Origin of the sequence: Clostridium ljungdahlii DSM 13528 (genome assembly GCF_000143685.1) — a bacterium.
Lineage (GTDB): Bacteria > Bacillota > Clostridia > Clostridiales > Clostridiaceae > Clostridium_B > Clostridium_B ljungdahlii.
Genome location: NC_014328.1, coordinates 1,026,238 through 1,046,392, shown reverse-complemented (window position 1 = coordinate 1,046,392; position 20,155 = coordinate 1,026,238). Strand labels below are relative to the sequence as shown.

The 20,155-nt window shown below is 30.6% G+C and carries 13 protein-coding genes; 1 reads left to right on the top strand and 12 read right to left on the bottom strand.

The genetic code is table 11. From position 1 onward, the window contains the following. Nucleotides 1–209 precede the first annotated feature (209 nt). Entirely contained in the window at nucleotides 210–3,722 is a 3,513-nt protein-coding gene (gene nifJ, locus CLJU_RS04605; protein ID WP_013237599.1) for a pyruvate:ferredoxin (flavodoxin) oxidoreductase, read from the bottom strand. A 608-nt stretch (nucleotides 3,723–4,330) separates the two neighbouring features. Further along, on the bottom strand, nucleotides 4,331–5,395 hold the full coding sequence (locus tag CLJU_RS04600; RefSeq protein ID WP_013237598.1) for an undecaprenyldiphospho-muramoylpentapeptide beta-N-acetylglucosaminyltransferase: 1,065 nt from the start codon (nucleotides 5,393–5,395) through the stop codon (nucleotides 4,331–4,333). Nucleotides 5,396–5,652: 257 nt separating this feature from the next. On the opposite strand from CLJU_RS04600, the gene CLJU_RS04595 reads away from it, so the two are divergent. Further along, nucleotides 5,653–6,456, top strand: coding sequence for a TrmB family transcriptional regulator (locus CLJU_RS04595; RefSeq protein ID WP_013237597.1), 804 nt, complete (start codon nucleotides 5,653–5,655; stop codon nucleotides 6,454–6,456). A 111-nt stretch (nucleotides 6,457–6,567) separates the two neighbouring features. On the opposite strand, the gene CLJU_RS04590 is transcribed toward CLJU_RS04595, so the two are convergent. From CLJU_RS04590 to CLJU_RS04545, 10 genes are all read right to left on the bottom strand, one after another. Next, nucleotides 6,568–8,577, bottom strand: coding sequence for a methyl-accepting chemotaxis protein (locus CLJU_RS04590; RefSeq protein WP_013237596.1), 2,010 nt, complete (start codon nucleotides 8,575–8,577; stop codon nucleotides 6,568–6,570). 254 nt (nucleotides 8,578–8,831) lie between these two features. After that, the gene (gene arcC / locus CLJU_RS04585; protein WP_013237595.1) at nucleotides 8,832–9,797 is read right to left on the bottom strand and encodes a carbamate kinase; all 966 of its coding nucleotides are present in this window, start codon (nucleotides 9,795–9,797) and stop codon (nucleotides 8,832–8,834) included. A gap of 50 nt (nucleotides 9,798–9,847) precedes the next feature. Next, entirely contained in the window at nucleotides 9,848–11,311 is a 1,464-nt protein-coding gene (gene arcD, locus CLJU_RS04580; RefSeq protein ID WP_013237594.1) for an arginine-ornithine antiporter, read from the bottom strand. Nucleotides 11,312–11,383: 72 nt separating this feature from the next. Then, nucleotides 11,384–12,385 carry an ornithine carbamoyltransferase gene (argF, locus tag CLJU_RS04575; RefSeq protein ID WP_013237593.1) on the bottom strand — a complete coding sequence of 334 codons (1,002 nt, stop codon included), beginning with the start codon at nucleotides 12,383–12,385 and terminating at the stop codon, nucleotides 11,384–11,386. 88 nt (nucleotides 12,386–12,473) lie between these two features. Then, nucleotides 12,474–13,754, bottom strand: a complete 1,281-nt coding sequence (arcA, locus tag CLJU_RS04570; protein ID WP_013237592.1) for an arginine deiminase — start codon at nucleotides 13,752–13,754, stop codon at nucleotides 12,474–12,476. Between the two features lie 374 nt (nucleotides 13,755–14,128). Further along, on the bottom strand, nucleotides 14,129–15,502 hold the full coding sequence (locus tag CLJU_RS04565; protein WP_041705311.1) for an APC family permease: 1,374 nt from the start codon (nucleotides 15,500–15,502) through the stop codon (nucleotides 14,129–14,131). A 314-nt stretch (nucleotides 15,503–15,816) separates the two neighbouring features. Then, the gene (locus CLJU_RS04560) at nucleotides 15,817–16,272 is read right to left on the bottom strand and encodes an arginine repressor (protein ID WP_013237590.1); all 456 of its coding nucleotides are present in this window, start codon (nucleotides 16,270–16,272) and stop codon (nucleotides 15,817–15,819) included. A gap of 55 nt (nucleotides 16,273–16,327) precedes the next feature. Continuing rightward, nucleotides 16,328–18,103, bottom strand: a complete 1,776-nt coding sequence (recJ, locus tag CLJU_RS04555) for a single-stranded-DNA-specific exonuclease RecJ (RefSeq protein WP_013237589.1) — start codon at nucleotides 18,101–18,103, stop codon at nucleotides 16,328–16,330. A gap of 48 nt (nucleotides 18,104–18,151) precedes the next feature. After that, the gene (locus CLJU_RS04550; protein ID WP_013237588.1) at nucleotides 18,152–19,384 is read right to left on the bottom strand and encodes a M16 family metallopeptidase; all 1,233 of its coding nucleotides are present in this window, start codon (nucleotides 19,382–19,384) and stop codon (nucleotides 18,152–18,154) included. A gap of 49 nt (nucleotides 19,385–19,433) precedes the next feature. Continuing rightward, nucleotides 19,434–19,988: a DJ-1 family glyoxalase III gene (locus CLJU_RS04545; RefSeq protein WP_013237587.1), complete on the bottom strand. Its 555-nt coding sequence runs from the start codon at nucleotides 19,986–19,988 to the stop codon at nucleotides 19,434–19,436. Nucleotides 19,989–20,155 lie beyond the last annotated feature (167 nt).

Below are 20,155 nucleotides of genomic sequence, written 5' to 3'. Positions count from 1 at the left end.
ACAAAGTACAAAGTTTAAATAACAAATAAGGGCAATTTTCTTCCTAACGTCATAAAATATTAAAATTATAGATTTCCTGAGGTAAGATGGAAATCATCTTTATTTATTATTTGAACTTTGTTATTTTCAAAAGCTTTGCCAATTAACTATTAATTAAAAAAGTACCAGACAGCTTACGCCATCTGATACTTTTTATTAAATTTACTTGATTACTGTTCATTATCAAGCTTTTTATATCCTGCAATTCTTTGAAGAGCATCTTTCTTAGTCTTTTCAAATAATGCATCTGCCTGATCTGGGAATTGTTTAGCAAGTGAAGAGTATCTTACTTCTCCCATTAAGAATTCCTTGAAATCTGTAGTTGGTTCTTTTGAATCCAAGCTAAATGATTTCTTTCCTTCTTCTTTTAATTCTGGATTGTATCTGTAAAGTGCCCAATATCCACAATCAACAGCTCTCTTAGCTTCTCTCTGGCTCTTACCCATTCCAACTCTTAAGCCATGATTGATACATGGAGCATAAGCTATTATAAGTGATGGTCCATGATAAGCTTCTGCTTCATGAATTGCCTTTAATGCCTGATTCTTATCAGCACCCATTGAAATCTGAGCTACATAAACATATCCATAACTCATAGCCATCATTCCAAGATCTTTCTTCTTAGTCTTCTTACCACTTGCAGCAAATTTAGCTACAGCAGCTGTTGGAGTTGATTTTGAAGATTGTCCACCTGTATTTGAATATACTTCTGTATCAAGTACAAGAATATTTACATCTTCATTTGAAGCTAAAACATGATCTACTCCACCATATCCAATATCATAGCCCCAACCGTCTCCACCAATTATCCAGTGGGATCTCTTTACTAGGAAGTCTCTGTTTTCATAAATATCATTTAATAAATCATTGCTTCCCTTTTCTTTTTCAAGTAAAGCTGTTATTTTATCAGCTCTTTCTCTTGTTCCTTCACCTTCAGCAAAGTTTTTAATCCAGTCTTCAAAAGCAGCTTTAAGTTCTGCACTTAAACTACCCTTTAAAGCTTCTTCAATTTTATCCTGAAGTCTTTCTCTTGTCTGTTTAACTCCAAGGAACATACCTAATCCATATTCAGCATTGTCTTCAAATAATGAGTTAGCCCAAGATGGACCATGTCCTCTATAGTTAGTTGTGTATGGAGTTGCTGGTGCTGATGCTCCCCAAATTGATGAACATCCTGTAGCATTTGCTATCATCATTCTATCACCAAACAATTGAGTTACAAGTTTAACATAAGGAGTTTCTCCGCATCCTGCACAAGCTCCTGAGAACTCAAGTAATGGTTGTTCGAACTGACTTGCTTTTACACTGTATTTGTCCTTCATTGGGTTATCCTTATGAGCTACAGCATTAACAGCATAATCCCAAGCTTCTGTCTTTGACAGCTGAGTATCTACTGGCTTCATAACAAGAGCTTTTTCTTTTGCTGGACATACATCTTCACAGTTTCCACATCCTGAACAATCAAGTGGTGAAATAGCCATTGTAAATTTAAGTCCTTTTGCTCCATTTGCATCTTTAGCTTCAAATCCTTGAGGTGCTTTAGCTAATTCTTCTTCAGTTGTAAGAACTGGTCTTATAGCTGCATGTGGACATACAAATGAACATTGGTTACATTGTATACATTTGTCTACTTGCCATTCTGGAACATTTATAGCTATTCCTCTCTTTTCATAAGCTGCAGTTCCTGCTGGGAATGTACCATCTTCCATTCCTACAAATGCACTTACTGGAAGTTTGTCTCCTTCTTGTCTATTCATAGGATTAACTATTTTTTCTATAAATTTAGGAAGTTCCTTTGTAGCTGCTGCTTCATCTTCTGTATCTTTCCATGAAGCTGGAACATCTATTTTAACTACTGCATTTACGCCCTTGTCTATAGCAGCGTTATTCATATCTACAACTTTTTGTCCCTTCTTACCATAAGAAGTTACAACTGCTTCTTTTAAGTACTTAACAGCATCATCTATTGGAATGATATTTGCAATCTTAAAGAATGCTGATTGACATATCATATTTATTCTTCCACCAAGTCCAATTTCTTGAGCTATTTTAACAGCATTTAATGTATAGAATTTTATATCATTGTTTGCTATATATTTCTTCATAGAAGCTGGTAACTCTTTTTCCAATTCTTCTTGAGTCCAAACTGTATTTAATAAGAAGTTACCGCCTTTTTTAAGTCCTGCAAGTACATCATACTTATGAACATAAGATTGGTTATGAACTGCAACAAAATCAGCCTTATCTATAAGATATGGTGATTTTATTGGTGATTTACCAAATCTTAAATGAGAAACTGTTATACCACCGGATTTCTTTGAATCATATGCAAAGTATCCTTGAGCATACATATCTGTATGGTCTCCAATGATCTTTATAGCACTCTTGTTTGCTCCAACAGTACCATCTGATCCTAGTCCCCAGAACTTACAAGCTGTAGTTCCTTCTGGTGTTGTATTTATATCTTCTCCTACAGGTAATGAAGTATTTGTAACATCATCAACTATACTTAATGTAAATCTATCCTTAGGTTTATCTGATTTTAAGTTTTCAAATACTGGTAGAATATGTGATGGTAATACATCTTTTGAACCAAGTCCATATCTTCCACCAACTATAACTGGTTGTACTTCTTGTCCATAGAAAGCATTCTTAACATCTAAATAAAGAGGTTCTCCAATTGATCCTGGTTCTTTTGTTCTATCAAGGACTGCAATTTTCTTAACAGTCTTTGGTATGTATTTCATAAAGTGTTTTATTGAGAATGGTCTATATAAATGAACTGTAAGTAATCCAACTTTTTCACCTTTTGTGGTTAAGTAATCAATTACTTCTTCTACAGTTTCACAGACAGAACCCATAGCTATTATAATTCTCTCTGCATCTTTTGCTCCATAGTAATTGAATAGATGATATTCTCTTCCTGTAAGTTTAGTCATTTCTTGCATATATCCTTCAACTATCTCTGGAAGTGCTTCGTAATACGTATTTGAAACTTCTCTTTCCTGGAAGTATATATCAGGATTTTGAGCTGTACCACGAGTTACTGGATGATCTGGATTTAAAGCTCTTCTTCTAAAATCATTCAAAGCTTTCTGATCAACTAATTTTGCTAATTCTTCATACTCTAATAATTCGATTTTTTGAATTTCATGAGAAGTTCTGAATCCATCAAAGAAGTTTACAAATGGAACTCTTCCTTTTATTGCTGATAAATGGGCTACTGCTGAAAGATCCATAACCTGTTGTACTGAACTTTCTGCAAATAAAGCAAATCCAGTTTGTCTTGTTGCCATAACATCTTGGTGATCACCAAATATGTTAAGTGAATTTGCAGCTACTGCTCTAGCTGATACATGGAATACTCCTGGTAATAATTCACCAGCAATCTTATACATGTTAGGTATCATAAGTAATAAGCCTTGAGATGCAGTATATGTACTAGTCAATGCTCCTGCTTGTAGTGAACCATGTACGGCTCCTGATGCTCCAGCCTCTGATTGCATCTCCATAACTTTTACTTGTTGTCCAAAAATATTTTTCTTTCCCTTAGCTACCCATTCATCTACATGTTCTGCCATTGGTGATGATGGAGTTATTGGATAAATAGCTGCTACATCAGTAAATGCATAGGAAATATAAGCAGCAGCAGTATTTCCATCCATAGTTTTCATTTTACGCATAAAAATTCCTCTCCTTTTCAAGTATATAATTAAATCTTTTTATTAAACTAGCAATAGTATAAAATAACTTACATCGTACTATTAGATTTAATACAAAATATAATTTTAAACAACTGTACTTATTTTTTATTTATAATTAATACAGTTTAATCCCGTCACTAGTACAGTAAATAGTACAGCATTTCTTTTACAATTAAAGATTTGTATTAAACATCTAAAAAAGCACATTGAAAAGTACTTAACTATCTTTAATTAAATTAAGTATCTTATGTATTCTACTATTTTAATATACATCAAAATTCTAAACATGTAAAATACATTTTGAAAAAATTAAAAATTAATTTAAAATTTTATATTACAGGTGTGTATTTTTTCTAATACAGCTTCATTTTAATTTATAATAATATATAAAAAAGAATACAAGTAATGCTTTTCACCTTTGTTTATAACTCTACATTATTATCAACTATTTTTCAAGTAATTTATGGTATTTTTTAAATTTTTATGGTTGTTTTGCACTAAATAGCTGTTTAATTGTCAACATTTTTTATATAACAACTTTTTAAGACAGTTTTTTAAAGTTATACTATAAATTTTTAACATTAACCTTATATACTGTATTTCTCTATTAAATTTATGATTTTACCTACTGCATCCTGCACAGGACTTGCCTCCATATTGTTTATATATTCATTTCTAGAGCTATAGAGTTTAAAAACCCTATCTAAAAGTACCTGAGAAGTAAGTTCCTCTTCCTGGAGGACCATACTATATCCACTTTTTTCAAAAGAGGCTGCATTTAAAATTTGATCTCCTCTACTAGATTTTTTAGATAGTGGAATTAACAAGTTTGGCTTTTTTAAAGCAAGTAATTCAAATATTACATTTGCACCAGCTCTAGATATAACTATATCCGCTGCATTCATTATATGCGGCAATTCTTCATTTATGTACTCAAATTGTACATATCCCTTTCTCTCCTTAAGGGACCTATCTAAATTTCCTTTTCCACATATGTGAACTATATTATAATTTTTTAAAAGTTCATTTAGTGAATTCCTAACCGTATTATTTATAAACGTAGAACCTAGACTTCCACCTATTATGAGAAGTACTGGTTTCTCATTATCAAATCCACACATTCTCCTGCCTATTATCCTACTTCCATCTAGAAGTTCTCTTCTTATAGGAGTTCCTGTTAAAACTGAGTTATTACCCTTTATGTTTTTTAAAGACTCTGGAAATGTAGCACAAATCTTAGTGCAGTAAGGTGCAGACAATCTATTTGCAAGTCCGGGAGTTATATCTGATTCATGAGCAATGACAGGTACTTTATTTATATGTGCAGCAATTACTACAGGAACTGAAACAAATCCACCTTTTGAAAACACTATGTTAGGTTTTTCCTTTCTTATTATAAGTATAGCTTGAAGTATTCCCTTTAAAACTTTAAATGGATCAGTAAAATTCTTTATATCGAAATACCTTCGGAGTTTACCACTGGATATTATATGATATTCTATTTTTTGATCTTCTATTATTTTTCTTTCAATTCCGTTTTCGGTTCCTATATACTGTATGTTATATCCTAGTTCTTTTAATCTTGGAACTAAGGCAAGATTAGGTGTAACATGTCCAGCAGAGCCTCCACCTGTAAGTATTATTTTTTTCAAGTTCTATTTCCTCCTCGTACAATTTTTCCAACTCCTAGATTTATTATAGTAATTATTTATACTTTGTACAACAATAGAAGCAATATACATATTTATTACTTAAAACTTATAAATATGTATATTAAAATTTTAGTTCAACATTGTACAAGCTACTATTTTAACATAGTTCTATTTAATTACCATTAAAAAAATAGAGTGACAACTTTAACAGTAATGTGTATAATAATAAATGAAAATCTTGCATGGAGGTCAAACTAATGGAATTAGAAAAAGAACTTATCGCTAAATTAGTAAAAATAGGATTTAACAAATATGAAGCTATGATATATTTAACTTTATTGAAAAATCAAGAAATTACAGCTTATGAAGCTAGCAAGCGGTCAGGCGTTCCTCAATCAAAGGTATACGATACAGTAAAGTCGCTTTTAAATAAAAATGTAATTATTAAAAATGGCTATAACCCTTGTAAATACATAGCGTTGTCTTTAAAAGAATTCTTAGATATATATAAAAAAGATACTAAATCTACAATAAGTTATCTAGAAGATAATTTAAATAGTATAAATGATTTAGAATCCATAAATTACCTGTGGCACTTCAATGATACAGAACAAATAAAAGATAAAATTACATCTATGATAAGAAACGCAAATGAATCAATATATCTGGATATTTGGAGTAAAGATTACAATAATTTATATGATGAATTATTAGATGCTAAAAAAAGAAATATTAAAATAGTTTCCGTACTATATGGTAAAGTTGATGAAATAGGAAAAGTATTTTATCATGAAATGGATGGCATGAAAGAAGATGCTGCATTAAATGGAAGATGGCTTAGCTTAGTAATAGATCATAAAGAATGTTTGTTTTCAATATTTCAAACCGACAACACAAGCTACTGTATATGGACCCAAAATAAGCCTTTCATGCTTGTAACTGAATGTTTTATAACTCATGATATATTTATTTCAGAAATATATTCCAAGCACAAAAAAGAACTTGACGAAGAATTTGGTCCTAATCTAAAAAGTATAAGGGATAATCTGGAAATAGGCTAACATTATCTTATTTCCAATTATCACCTTAATTATACCATGTGAATGCACTTCAACTGTTACATAACATTGCTTTGACAATTTCTTTGTTCAATTTCATTTTGTTCAATTTCATCACGTTTTAAATAGCTGGATTGTTTCTAATAATTTTTTACTCATATTGTTAATTTTTCTTATATTGTTAGATATCTTCTCCATACTAGCAAACTGCTCCTGCATTGAAGCACTTACTTCTTCAGACGCTGCTGATTGCTGCTCACTTATACTAGATACATTCTCCATATTTTCAATTACTTCCATTTTACTTTTTCTCATATTATCAGTTTCATCATTTAGCAAATTGATTTGACGTATTAAATTATTAGAACAACTTATTACATCCTCAAAATTATTAATTGTACTTTTTAGCTTTACATTTGTACTTTCTGATATAGCGGTAGTATTATCCATTTGAACTTTTACCAAATTAATTATATCATCAATTTCATTTATAACACTTTTTATTTTTTTTGATGAATCTGAAGAATCATTAGACAATTTTCTTATTTCATCAGCCACTACTCCAAAACCTTTACCTGCATCTCCTACTTTTACAGCTTCAATAGAAGCATTCAATGACAAAAGGTTAGTTTCTTTAGATATGGACTCTATAACTTGATTAATATCTTCCAGATATTTAAATTTTTCTGTTAAATCCTTTACTTTTTCACTCATAACCCTAATGGAATTATTATTTTCCTCAAATTTTGCTTTAAGTTCTCTAGCAGCAGTTAATCCAAGTTCATTTTTATCTTTGCTTTTATTTGTTGCATTAACCATACTTCTCACATTACTATCTATATTATTTATGCTTTTTCCTAGAGAATTAACTTTTTCTAAGGTAATTGTCATATTTTTAGCTTGTTCTACACTTCCATTTGATATTTCCTCCATAGAATCTGTAACAATTTTACTTGTCTCTGTAACTTCACATATGCTTTTATCTGACTCATCGTTTTCAGTCTGTAAATTGTAAATCATTTGTTTTACATTTTTTATAAATTTTTGCTGTTTAGTAATCATGGTATTAAAACTGCCAACAAGATCACCTATTTCATCTTTAGCTTTAATATCTAGCGTTTCTCTGTAATCTCCGTCAGCTAATAATTTAGTTTGCTCCTTAAATCTAAATATTGCTTTTAAAATTCTATTAATAATATATATTGAAATTAAAGAACTTATAATGATAGAAATAATAAACGAAATAATAAATCCTAAGATAAGTTTTGATAAAGGCTTTATTATTTCTATTTCAGGAATAGATAACACAAGAAGCCATCCTGTAGAACTTATTTTATCATAGACAAAATACTTGTTTTGTGAATCATAATCCTTTCCTTTAATTAATCCTTTACTTTCATTTTTAGATTTATTGGCTATACTTGTATAAGTATAATTTTTTACACTACCCATATTTACATTCTTATTTGAAGATGGCAAAAAATTTTTATTCTTATGAATAATAAAATCATTATCTGCATCAACTAGAAATACATAGTCATTTTCACCAATTTTATATTTTTGTGTAATATTCATAAGGTAGTCCAAATATAAATCCTCACCTATAACGCCTACAATTTTCCCATTAATTTTGATAGGCATCAAAATAGAAATAATACTTTTTTTGGTAGCTTCATCTATATATGGTTTTGTATACACTAGCTTATTTTCATTCACAGCTTGGCTATACCATTTTTGTTTTGTCACATCATAACCTTGTGGTGGTATCCAATTATCACTTCCAAAATATCTTTTATCACTAAGGCCAACGTAATAAGCAATAACATATTTTTGCGATTGTTGTTTCATATGTAAATAATCTTTCATATTGGTTGCATCAAAATTATTATAAAACTGTATATCTTCAGCCATTTGTTCTATAGCTTTTCCTTGACCTTCAATCCAATTATTTATATTATTAGAAACATTGCTACATGATATAGAAGCCTTTTGATTAAATTGGTCGTATAATATCTTTTCGCATATATTAAAGCTTATGACAGAACTTAGTAGTAAACAAATAAAGTACACTATAATAATTATAGCAGTTCCCTTAAATTTTAAAGAATTTAACTTAATTTTCAAAATTCATATCCCCTCTATAAACAATAGGAACATTTCTTTTGGTATACTAAAATTGTATAATTATAGCCCCAATGTAGAAATGTTCCCAAAAATTGTATCCTAGTAGTTCAATTTTAAATTTGATTTTGAAATTCCTAAAAGTACACATATATTTAGAAAAATGAACTCATAGGAATGTGAAAAATATAAAAGATGTGTTTAAATTTCATTTAAATAAGCCTTTTATCCAAAAGATTTTTTATACGTTGTTATGCCTATATGCTAGCACATAATACTCTATCTGTTGATTTTATTGTTGTTCCACTTTTTCCATTTAACGCATCTTTTGTTTTATCAAGTGATGCTATTATAGCTTTTCTTCCTTCTTTAGAAGAAACAAACTTCATGGTAGCTTTAACTTTAGGCAGCATACTTCCAGGAGCAAATTGGCTTTCTTCTATATATTTTTTTCCTTCTTCTATTGTCATCGTATCTAAATCAATTTGATTTGGTTTGCCAAAATTAATTGCAATTTTGTCTACTGCTGTTAAAATCATAAGTACATCTGCATCCAAATCTTCTGCAAGTTTTTCTGCAGCAAAATCTTTATCTATAACTGCTGCTACTCCTTCTAGTTCATCATTTCTATTTTTAACTACAGGTACTCCACCGCCACCAACGGTAATTAATACTTGTCCATCGTTAAATAACTTTTTAATAGTACTAATCTCTACTATTTCCTTAGGTTGTGGCGATGCTACAACTCTTCTATAGCCTCTTCCTGCATCTTCCTTCATCTTATATCCTTTTTCACTAACAATTTTTTCAGCTTCTTCTTTAGTATAGAAAGGTCCAATTGGTTTTGTTGGATTTTTAAATCCTTCGTCATCTTTATCCACAACAACTTGAGTAACTACAGAAGTAACTGGTTTACTTATACCTCTCTTTACCAATTCACATCTTAGTGCCTGTTGAATATGATATCCTATCATTCCCTGACTCATGGCTCCACATACATCAAAAGGCATAGCTGGTGTTACTTTACTAGCATATTCATTTTGTATAACTATTCTCCCAACTTGTGGCCCATTACCATGGACAATTACAATCTGATGTCCTTCTTCAATCATATCTGCTAAATAAACTGCTGTCTTTTTTATTACATCCAATTGTGCTTCAGCTGTAGCTGGTGCTCCTTCTTTTTGCAGTGCATTTCCGCCTAAAGCTACTACTATTTTCATTATTACTCCTCCTAAATCAAAATATATTTAACAATACGTCTCTTTATTTATCAACTTATTGACAATTTACCTGTTGCTAGCATAACTACTGCAACTATTCCTGCTACTAAGAAAATTAGTGCTATCACTTTCTCATATGATAAGAAAATATAATTTTTCTTCTTATTACTATTGTTCTCTTTGCTGGCAATTGTAAATGCAACTATGCCAATAGCAAAAAGTATAGTTTCTAACAAAACGTATTTTAACCCTGCTGCATATACTAACCATGCTGTGTATATAGTTGCAACTGATGCAATTATAATATTTTTAGTTCTTCCATTTTCTTCTTTACTCATTAATTCAAATTTTAGCCCAAACAGTGCACTAAGAAAATAAGGAATTAATATAGCTCCACTTGCTATTGAATATAGTATTTGATAGGTACTACTAGAAAACAGTGTTAGTATAAGTGAAATTTCTACTAATATATTAGTAATCCATAAAGAATTTACTGCTGATCCATTTTTATTTTCTTTAGCAAATACTTTCGGGAACATACCATCTTTTGCAGCTATATACGGAATTTCTGCTGCCAAAAGAGTCCAACCTAAAGTTGCTCCTAACAAAGAAATTACCAATCCTAAATTTATTACGATTGCTCCCCACTTTCCAACAACACTTTCAAGTACATATGCCATTGATGGAGTGTCTAAACCAGAAAGGCGAGCCCTATTCATTATTCCTAAAGATAATAGTGTTATTAAAATATATATGACTAATGTTCCAACCAAGCCTATTACTGTAGCTTTTCCTACATCACTTCTTCTTTTAGCTCTACCTGAAACAACTACAGCTCCTTCAATTCCTATAAAAACCCATAATGTTACTAACATGGTACTTTTAACTTGAGCTACAACTCCCCCTAGGCTAGGAGTAGAACCACCCCAAAAATCTAAGGTAAATATATTAACTTTAAACATTATGATAGCTATAATTACAAATAGGAATATTGGCACTAACTTTGCAATTGTAGTGATAACATTTACTATAGCAGCTTGTTTTACTCCTTTTAATATCAAACCTTGAATAAGCCACAACATAATAGATGCGCAAACAACAGATGCTAAATTATTTCCTTTTCCGAATACAGGAAAAAAGTATCCAACAGCTCCAAACATCATTACCAAATAAGATACATTACCAATTAATGCACTTAACCAATATCCCCAAGCTGAATTAAATCCCATGTAATCTCCAAAACCAGCTTTAGCATAACTATATATACCACCATTTAAATCTGGTCTTTTCATTGAAAGATTTTGATATACAAAAGCTAATGCTATCATACCAATTCCAGTAATTAACCATCCTATAATAATTGCACCTGCACTAGCTCCTTTTGCCATATCACCTGGCAGCGAAAATGCTCCTCCACCAATCATTGAGCCGATAACTAATGCTATAAGTGAAAATAACCCCAATTTATTATTTTCTGACAATTCATTATCTTCTACTAGTTTATTATCTTCCACAAATAAAACCTCCTAATTGTTTTATGAACTATATTGTTATTTTTATAACAATATAGTTCATAAACTATTTTATTAATCTCCTAAAGTAGCAACCATGACAGCTTTTATTGTGTGCATTCTATTTTCTGCTTCATCAAATACTACAGAATATTTACTTTCAAATACTTCATCTGTAACTTCCATTTCATTTAAACCAAATTTATCATGTATTTGTTTTCCAACTTTAGTTTTTAAATCATGAAATGCAGGAAGGCAATGTTCAAATATAACTTTTTCATTTCCTGTCATCTTTATCATATCCATATTAATCTGATAAGGTTTCAATAGTTTTATTCTCTGTTCCCAAACTTCATCAGGTTCACCCATTGATACCCAAACATCAGTATAAAGGACATCTGCACCTTTTACACCTTTAGCAACATCATCAGTTATTGTTATTTTAGCTCCGCTCTTTGCAGCTTCTTCTTTGCATTTATTTACTAATTCTTCTTTTGGGAATAATTCTTTTGGTGTTACTATTCTAAAATCCATTCCCATTTTAGAAGCACCAATCATAAGTGCATTTGCAACGTTATTTCTTCCATCACCAGAATAAACAAATGTCATCTTATTATATGGCTTATTTAAATGTTCACTAGCTGTTAAAAAGTCAGCTAAAACTTGTGTTGGATGATCTGCGTCTGTCAATCCATTCCAAACTGGAACTCCTGAATATTTTGCTAAATCTTCAACAGTTTCTTGTGCATATCCTCTGTATTCTATACCATCAAACATCTTTCCTAAAACTCTTGCAGTATCTGCAGCGGACTCTTTCTTTCCCATTTGACTTCCTGTTGGTCCAAGATAAGTAACATGAGCTCCTTGATCCTGTGCAGCAACCTGAAATGAACATCTTGTTCTTGTAGAATCTTTTTCAAATAAAAGAACTACATTTTTTCCCTTTAACTTTTGTTCTTCATTTCCTAGGTATTTAGCTCTCTTTAAATCTCTAGCAAGATCAAGCATAAAGTTTATTTCTTTCTGTGAAAAGTCCATTAATGTTAAAAAGCTTCTATTTCTTAAATTAAATCCCATGTCAATTTCTCCTTATTCGGTAATTGTTTTAAATTTTATTTTCTAATTTGTTATAACTTATCTTGTTATACTATATTAACTATTGAAATTATAAATTTTCTCTCCAAAGTGGCATACTCATACATCTTGGGCCGCCTCTTCCTCTTGACAACTCTGATGATGGCATAATATTAAGTTTTACTCCATACTCTTCGAGCAGCTTATTTGTAACATGATTTCTAGAATAAACTACTACTTCACCTGGGGCAATAGCTAATGTATTGGAACCATCATTCCACTGTTCTCTTGCAGCATGTATTTTGTCACCACCGCCACATCTTATTAATGTAATCTTTCTTCCAAGATACTTTTCCAATACTTCTTCTAATTCAATATTTTGTTTTACTACTTTTAATCCACTTGAACTATCTTTATCTTTTGTTATTTCATAAACAACCAAAGGTCCTTCGATCTCAGGATGAACAGTAAACTTATCATAATCAACCATAGTAAACACAGTATCTAAATGCATAAATGCTCTTGATACAGGAATCTGGAATGCCAAAATTGTCTTAAAGCTATTTCCTTTACAGAACAATTTTCTGCAAACTTTTTCTATTGAAGCAGAATCAGTTCTCTGAGAAATTCCAATAGCCAAAGTTTCTTTATTTAATATTAATTCGTCTCCACCTTCAATAGATGTATTTTCGTCTCTATCAAACCAAAGTGGTATATTACAATCCTTAAATCTAGGATGACATCTAAATATATATTTAGCAAATATAGTTTCTCTATTTCTAGTTTCTGTTCTCATATGATTCAATGTAATACCATTTCCTATAGTTGCAAATGGGTCTCTTGTAAAATATAGATTTGGCATTGGATCACATATAAATGGATATGAATCATTTACTTGATCATATAAGGAAAACCTCTTATAATCTTTAAGCTCTTCTTTTCTAACTCCTGCCATCATTTTATCAATCATATCTTTATTAGATAATCTTAAAAAATACTCTGTAAGCGCCTCTTTCAATGCAGGGCTTTCTACTTTAGCTTCATCAATAAATTCACTAATAAAATTAAGTTTAGTATCTGTATCATATAGAGATTCTGCTGCCAAATTCTCCAAGTAAAGAACTTCAACACCTTTATTTCTTAATATATCAGCAAATGCATCATGTTCCTGCTGGGCTATTTTCAAGTAAGGAATATCATCAAATAATAACCTATTTAATAATTCTGGAGTAAGATTTTCTATCTCTTGGCCTGGTCTATGCAATAAGACTGTTTTTAATTTTCCTATTTCTGAAGTAACATTTAAAGCTGTTTTTGAAGTACCATTTTCAGAAGTAACTTCTGAATCTCTTCTTAAAACTTTAGTTTCCATCTTAATTTTTCCTCCCATCTAATATTTCGATAACTCAACATTACTTAATTTCAAAGTATGTATATTAAAGTCTCATTTAATAATGCTATAGTACTAATCGCATTAGTAACCATCTAGGTGGTTACTACGGTTATTATTGTATGTTAATAAGATAACGTTGTCAATCCTTATTTTTCTATTTTTTTTGATTTTTTGACATACTTATACATGTATTTGAATGTTTATTATTCATAAAAATGACATTTATTATTCCTACTGGATTTTCATATGCATATTTTTTATAAATATTCAAAAAATTTTTTATAAAAAAATAAAATTTAGGAAGATAATTTTAAGATATCCTCCTAAATTTTATTTTAGAAATTATATATACTTTAATAATTTAGAGTACTATGCTTAATTCCATATAAAAAATAAATTGCTAAACCAACTATTGTCCAAATTAGAAACCTCATCCATGTTAAAGGTTGTAAGCCAGCCATTAAATACAAACAAAAAGCTACTGTTAAAATTGGTGTAAATGGAACTCCTGGACACCTAAACTTTCTCTCAGCGTTTGGCATTGTTTTTCTCAAAATTATTACACCTATAGATACCATAACAAATGCAGATAATGTCCCTATATTACATAAATCCATAAGTATATTGAATGGCAAAAAACCTGAAAGTATTCCCGTTATAATACCTGTAAGTATTGTACATATACCTGGTATCCCATTTCTACTTGTTATCTTAGAAAATGCACTAGGAATTAATCCATCTCTTGACATAGTCATAAATATTCTAATTTGACCGTATAATGTTACAAGTAATGTTGAAACCATACCTACCACAGCTCCTACACTAACTAATACAGATCCCCAATTAATTCCTATTTGTGCTAATGAAAAAGGGAGCGCATTGTTTACATCTATTTTCATAAATGGAACTATTCCAGTCAATACTAAGGAAATAGCCAAATATAATACAACAATTACTGTCATACAAATCATAAGTCCAATTGGAACATCTCTTTTAGGATTAATACTTTCCTCTGCAGAAGTTGAAACTGTATCAAAACCTATATAAGCAAAGAATATAACAGAAGAAGCTGTCATTATTCCTTTTAATCCAAATGGCGCAAATGGATGATAATTTTTTACATTTATATGTGGTACACCTAATGCTATAAAAATAACGATTACAGCAATTTTAATAATTACAGTAATATTATTTATTTTACTACTCTCTGAAACACCTTTATACAACACATATGTTATAAATATAATAAGAAGTACAGCTGGCAAATCAATTATGCCACCTGACAGAAGAGATTTGGTAATACTATCAGGCAAATATATATTGTATAATTTTAAAATTCCTACAAATACTGATGACCATCCTGACGCTACTATAGCTGCAGATACTAGGTACTCAAGTATTAAATTCCACCCTACAATCCATGCTATTATTTCTCCAAAGGCAACGTAACAATAAGAATATGTACTTCCTGAAACCGGAAACATAGTAGCAAGTTCTGCATAAGTAAGTGCACATAAAGTACTAGTTATTGCTGCGATTAAGTAGGAAATTACAACTGCTGGTCCTGCCATATGCGCCCCTTGTCCAGTTACGACAAATATTCCAGTTCCAATTACTGCTCCAAGTCCAAGCGCTGCTATATCAATAGCATTTAATTTTCTTTTTAATCCATTGGCTTCTACAGAATTTTCAAGATTATTTACATTTCTTTTTCGAAATAAGCCCATAAAATATCCATAACTTTTACTGGAATTTCTAAAATCGTTTTCACTTCTTTTTTTAATAAAGTTCACAGAATACTCCTCCTAATTATTGATAATATTAAAATATTCATATTATGGCTACCTACTGTAACACTCTTACTATATTTGAACATTACCAATATACAACTATTCTGTAAAATATAATAACCACTACAGTAGTTATTATATTTTACAGAATAATTATACCTTACAGAGCATTTTTTAGCAAATATTTTAAAAATTACTATGATAAAAGTCAAAAAAAGTCTTATTTTATGAATTGAGCTTTCTAAGAAATATTATTGATTAGAAATCATGTTTTTAATTTTTTTAGCCAAACTCAAGGCTGCTTTTTCATCTGTTGTTATTACAAATAATGTATTATTGCCAGCTACAGTGCCAATAACCCCGCTGAAAGCTAAAGAGTCTGCAGCTTCTGCTGCTGCCTTGGCTGAACCAGATAAAGTTTTTATTACAACAAAATTTTTCATAGTTTGTACATCAATAATTGTTTGTGAAAATATAGCTACTATTTTATCAGGAAATAGTTTTCCTGTATGCCTTACAACAGAATATTTCGATTTCCCATTTTGGCCCACTACTTTTGTAATTTTTAATTTCTTTATATCTCTTGACACAGTGGCTTGAGTTACTTCTATTCCCGCACTCTTAAGCTCTTCTACTAGCTCCTCCTGTGTTTCTATATCCTTTGAATTAATAATTTCAAGTATTTTTGTATGTCTCTCAGTTTTCATATATAATCTCTCCATTTATCAATTTTAAAAATATAAATCAAGCTTTATTTTTACTTCATGCTAATCTAAAATCTTTCAATATAAGCTGTATATTCCTATTCCCTTTATACTCATTAACAGAAGGCAAATATATAAAATCCATTTTTAGATTTTTAAAATCATTATTTAAAATTTTATAGGCTGCCCCACTTCCATAAGCTTTAAATATCAATTGTCTAAACTTTTCGCCTCCATCAAAAGACAGTGCATCAATTTTGTTTAAGCTATTTTTCAGCCTGCAGAATAGTTTTAAAGTATTTTTGTCCTTACCTATAAAATAAACCCTAAATACATCCACATTTTTTTCTCCAAATACAGGTGTAGAATTTCCTTTGCCAAAAGGCTCTAATCTCTTTATATCTTCTATCATTTTAAAAGATATGCTATTTAAGGGAACCTGTTTATCTATTCTAATCTTGGGTATTATATCCTCATCTGTAAGTTTGCAATTTCTATTTAATCTATCTCTAAGCTTATCTATATTTTCTTCTTCTATAGACAACCCTGCTGCCAAAGGATGACCTCCAAATTGGAACATTAACTCCTTGCATTTTACAAGTTCTTCAAACATATTATAGCCTTCAATAGATCTACCTGAGCCTTTAGAAAAGTCTTTTCCATTAGTTATTACAATAGAGGGTACATTATATCTTTCTTTAAGCCTTCCTGCAACTATTCCTGCTATACTTTCATGTACTCCTTTTTCATATACCACAAGTACTTTGTCCTTTTTCAAATCTGACTTTTCAACTTTATCTATTATTTTATTTAAACTGTTAATCGTCATATCCTGCCTATGAATATTTAATTCATGAAGTTTTTTCGCAAGTTCATGTGCCCTGTCCGGATCTTTGCAAAGTAAAAGTTCCAGTGCTAAAGCTGCACTTTGAAGTCTTCCCGTAGCATTTATACAAGGTCCTATTACAAATCCTATATGATAAGAATTCAATGTTTTATCTTCTAATGAGGTCTCTTTTATAAGTTCCCTTATTCCTAAATTTTCTGTGTTATTTAACATTTCAAGTCCTTTTTTAGCTATAACTCTATTTTCACCTATGAGATCCACCACATCACATATAGTTCCAATAGCTGCATACTCGATAAATTTAAGTGCCTCTTCCTTTTTTATATTAAATTTATCATAAAGCACCTGAATAAATTTAAAGGCAACCCCTGCTCCACAAAGTTTTTTAAAAGGATATTTGCAGTCTTCCTGTTTTGGGTCAATAACAGCATCTGCTTCAGGAATTAAGAATTTTCTTTTCCCATCTTCATCATCTGAAAAAGGTATATCATGATGGTCAGTTATGACTACCTGCATATTTAATTCCATAGCCCTTTTAATTTGCTCTAGTGCCGAAATTCCATTGTCACAAGTTATTATAAGCTGAATTCCATCTTCTTTGAGTTTTTCTATACTATGAATATTTATTCCATAGCCTTCTGTAATTCTGTCTGGAATATGATATTTTACCATAGCACCACACCTTAAAAGTCCACAGTATAATATATAGGTGCTCATTACTCCATCTACATCATAGTCTCCATATACTGCTATATTTTTTTTCTCTTTTATAGCACTATATATTATATCCACACCACTTTCCATATCTTTCATGAGCAGCGGATTCTGGAGATCTCTCATAGAGGGATTTATAAAACTTTTTATCTCTCCCTGTGTTTCTATTTCCCTATTTACAAGAATTGAAGCTACAACTTCACTTATTCCTGCCATTTTGGCAATAGCTTTTACATCTTTTTTACACCTTTTTAACATCCACCTTGCCTGCAATAACAACACCCCCTTTTTTAGTAATCAATTCACAATTTGTGAATTAATTTAGTTTCCAGTTAAAATCTGTATAGAGGGTTTAACCATAACCTTGTTTGCAACTTCAATTATATCTTCTTCCCGAACATCATCTAAATTATATATATTTGAATAACCATCATACCTGCACCCTCTTTGCATAAGTTCAGAAGTAACAACTTCTTTACAAAATTCAATGGATCTTTCAAATTTTATTTCTCTTTTTAAATTTATACTTTTACTTAAAGCCTTTATTTTAGTCCCAGTAAAGTACCCTTTTAAACATTTCAATCTGTCTATTGTGTCTGAAGTTATAGAAATCGCTCTTTTTACACTTTCAAAAGAAGTGCCCATATTTATAGAAAGAAGTTTTATTCCCCTTTCATTTTTTATGCTGCTTCTAACCTCATAGGCCAGTGCGTTTTCTGTCCTTATCTTATTAAAAAGAATACTATCTGTGCCCTGTCCAAAAGCAGCATTAAGAAGAAGCAGCGCTTTGAATTCCTTATGATTTAATTTTTGTATATCAAATATATATTGAATTTTAGCTCCAGTTATACCTGGTACAATTTCTTCAAACACTCCATTTCTCACTGCTTCGCACAAACTTTTTTCATGCACATATTTTTTTAAATCACTTTTCCATAATCCAAAATACGTGCTTATTATGTCCCTTATAAAGCTAATATTTAAAGGCGAACATACACAAATGGTACAATTTTCAGGAAAATAAAAATCATCATAAAAACTTTTTATTTCATCCAAAGTAATTGATTCTATGCTGCTTCTATTGCCTACTATAAGTTCTCTTATCCTCCTTTTTTTAAAGGAATTTCTAAAAAGAGTACTCTCACAATGCCTATACATATCGTCTTCCCATTCTTTAACTTCCTGAAGTATTACATTTATCTCTTCCCTAAAACCTTTAGTTGAAAAAAGAGGATTCAAGAGCAGGTCGCTGTAAAGTTCAACTGCTCTTTCCAAATCCTCTGAGAGACATGTACCATAATAAATTGTGTAGGGATAATTTGTCATAGCATTTTCAAATCCAAATATACCTTCAAGTTCAGAATTTATCTGATTTTCACTTCTATTTTTACTTCCCTTAGATATAAGGTGTTCTACTGCATGAGCTGTACCTAAATGAAATTTTTTTTCTTCTTCCAGTGCCCCTGCATTAAAACCTATACAGAGGGAAGTTACTTTTCCTTCTCTATATTCATATAACAATTTCAACCCATTATCCAGTATATATTCTTGCAAGTTTTGCCTCCATATGTATTTCATATTTTCTATTTACATTATAATACTGTCAAACTAAATTAAAAAGCATATCTTTCTTTAATTTTTCCACAGTCCTCTTATCTGCCAAATTTTCTAAAACTTTAAAAGCAAAATGCATGGCAGTAGCAGGACCTCTACTTGTTATAATATTTCCATCTTGAACCACTACATCCTCACTATAGCTTACAGGTGCTATATCATTTTCATATCCTGGATAGGAAGTTACCTTTTTATTCTCAATAATACCTGCCTTTTTTAATACTATAGGTCCTGCACAAATAGCACCTACTATCTTGTTAGAATTATTGAAGTCTTTTACAACTTGTATAACCTCAGGGTTATCCCTCAAATTAGCTGCTCCAGGCATTCCACCAGGTATTATTAAAGCATCATATTTATCAGTATTTGTTTTTTCTAATAAGCTGTTAGCTTTTACATGTATCTCATGGGTACCCATTACATCATCTTCAGAATTTATAGAACAAGTTATACAGTGTACCCCTCCTCTTCTCAAAACATCTACACAAGTTAAAGCCTCTACTTCTTCAAAACCTCTTGCAAGTAAAACTATAGCCTTTTTCATAACACAACCACCTCAAATAAATTATAACACAGTATTAAATTTATAATTATACATATAAACAGAGTTCTTGACATCAGATGGAGTTTTGACTCCACATGATGCTTAGAAATCGTTATCCAGGGATGTAGCTGCTCTTTACTCACACTTGGAGAAGTGAGAGTATTAGA

Excerpts from the sequence above, each read along its gene's own strand:
- argF (WP_013237593.1), bottom strand. The coding sequence starts at position 12,385 with ATGGGATTTAATTTAAGAAATAGAAGCTTTTTAACATTAATGGACTTT.
- CLJU_RS04565 (WP_041705311.1), bottom strand. The coding sequence starts at position 15,502 with ATGGGCTTATTTCGAAAAAGAAATGTAAATAATCTTGAAAATTCTGTA.
- CLJU_RS04545 (WP_013237587.1), bottom strand. The coding sequence starts at position 19,988 with ATGAAAAAGGCTATAGTTTTACTTGCAAGAGGTTTTGAAGAAGTAGAG.
- nifJ (WP_013237599.1), bottom strand. The coding sequence starts at position 3,722 with ATGCGTAAAATGAAAACTATGGATGGAAATACTGCTGCTGCTTATATT.
- CLJU_RS04560 (WP_013237590.1), bottom strand. The coding sequence starts at position 16,272 with ATGAAAACTGAGAGACATACAAAAATACTTGAAATTATTAATTCAAAG.
- CLJU_RS04595 (WP_013237597.1), top strand. The coding sequence starts at position 5,653 with ATGGAATTAGAAAAAGAACTTATCGCTAAATTAGTAAAAATAGGATTT.
- arcC (WP_013237595.1), bottom strand. The coding sequence starts at position 9,797 with ATGAAAATAGTAGTAGCTTTAGGCGGAAATGCACTGCAAAAAGAAGGA.
- arcA (WP_013237592.1), bottom strand. The coding sequence starts at position 13,754 with ATGGAAACTAAAGTTTTAAGAAGAGATTCAGAAGTTACTTCTGAAAAT.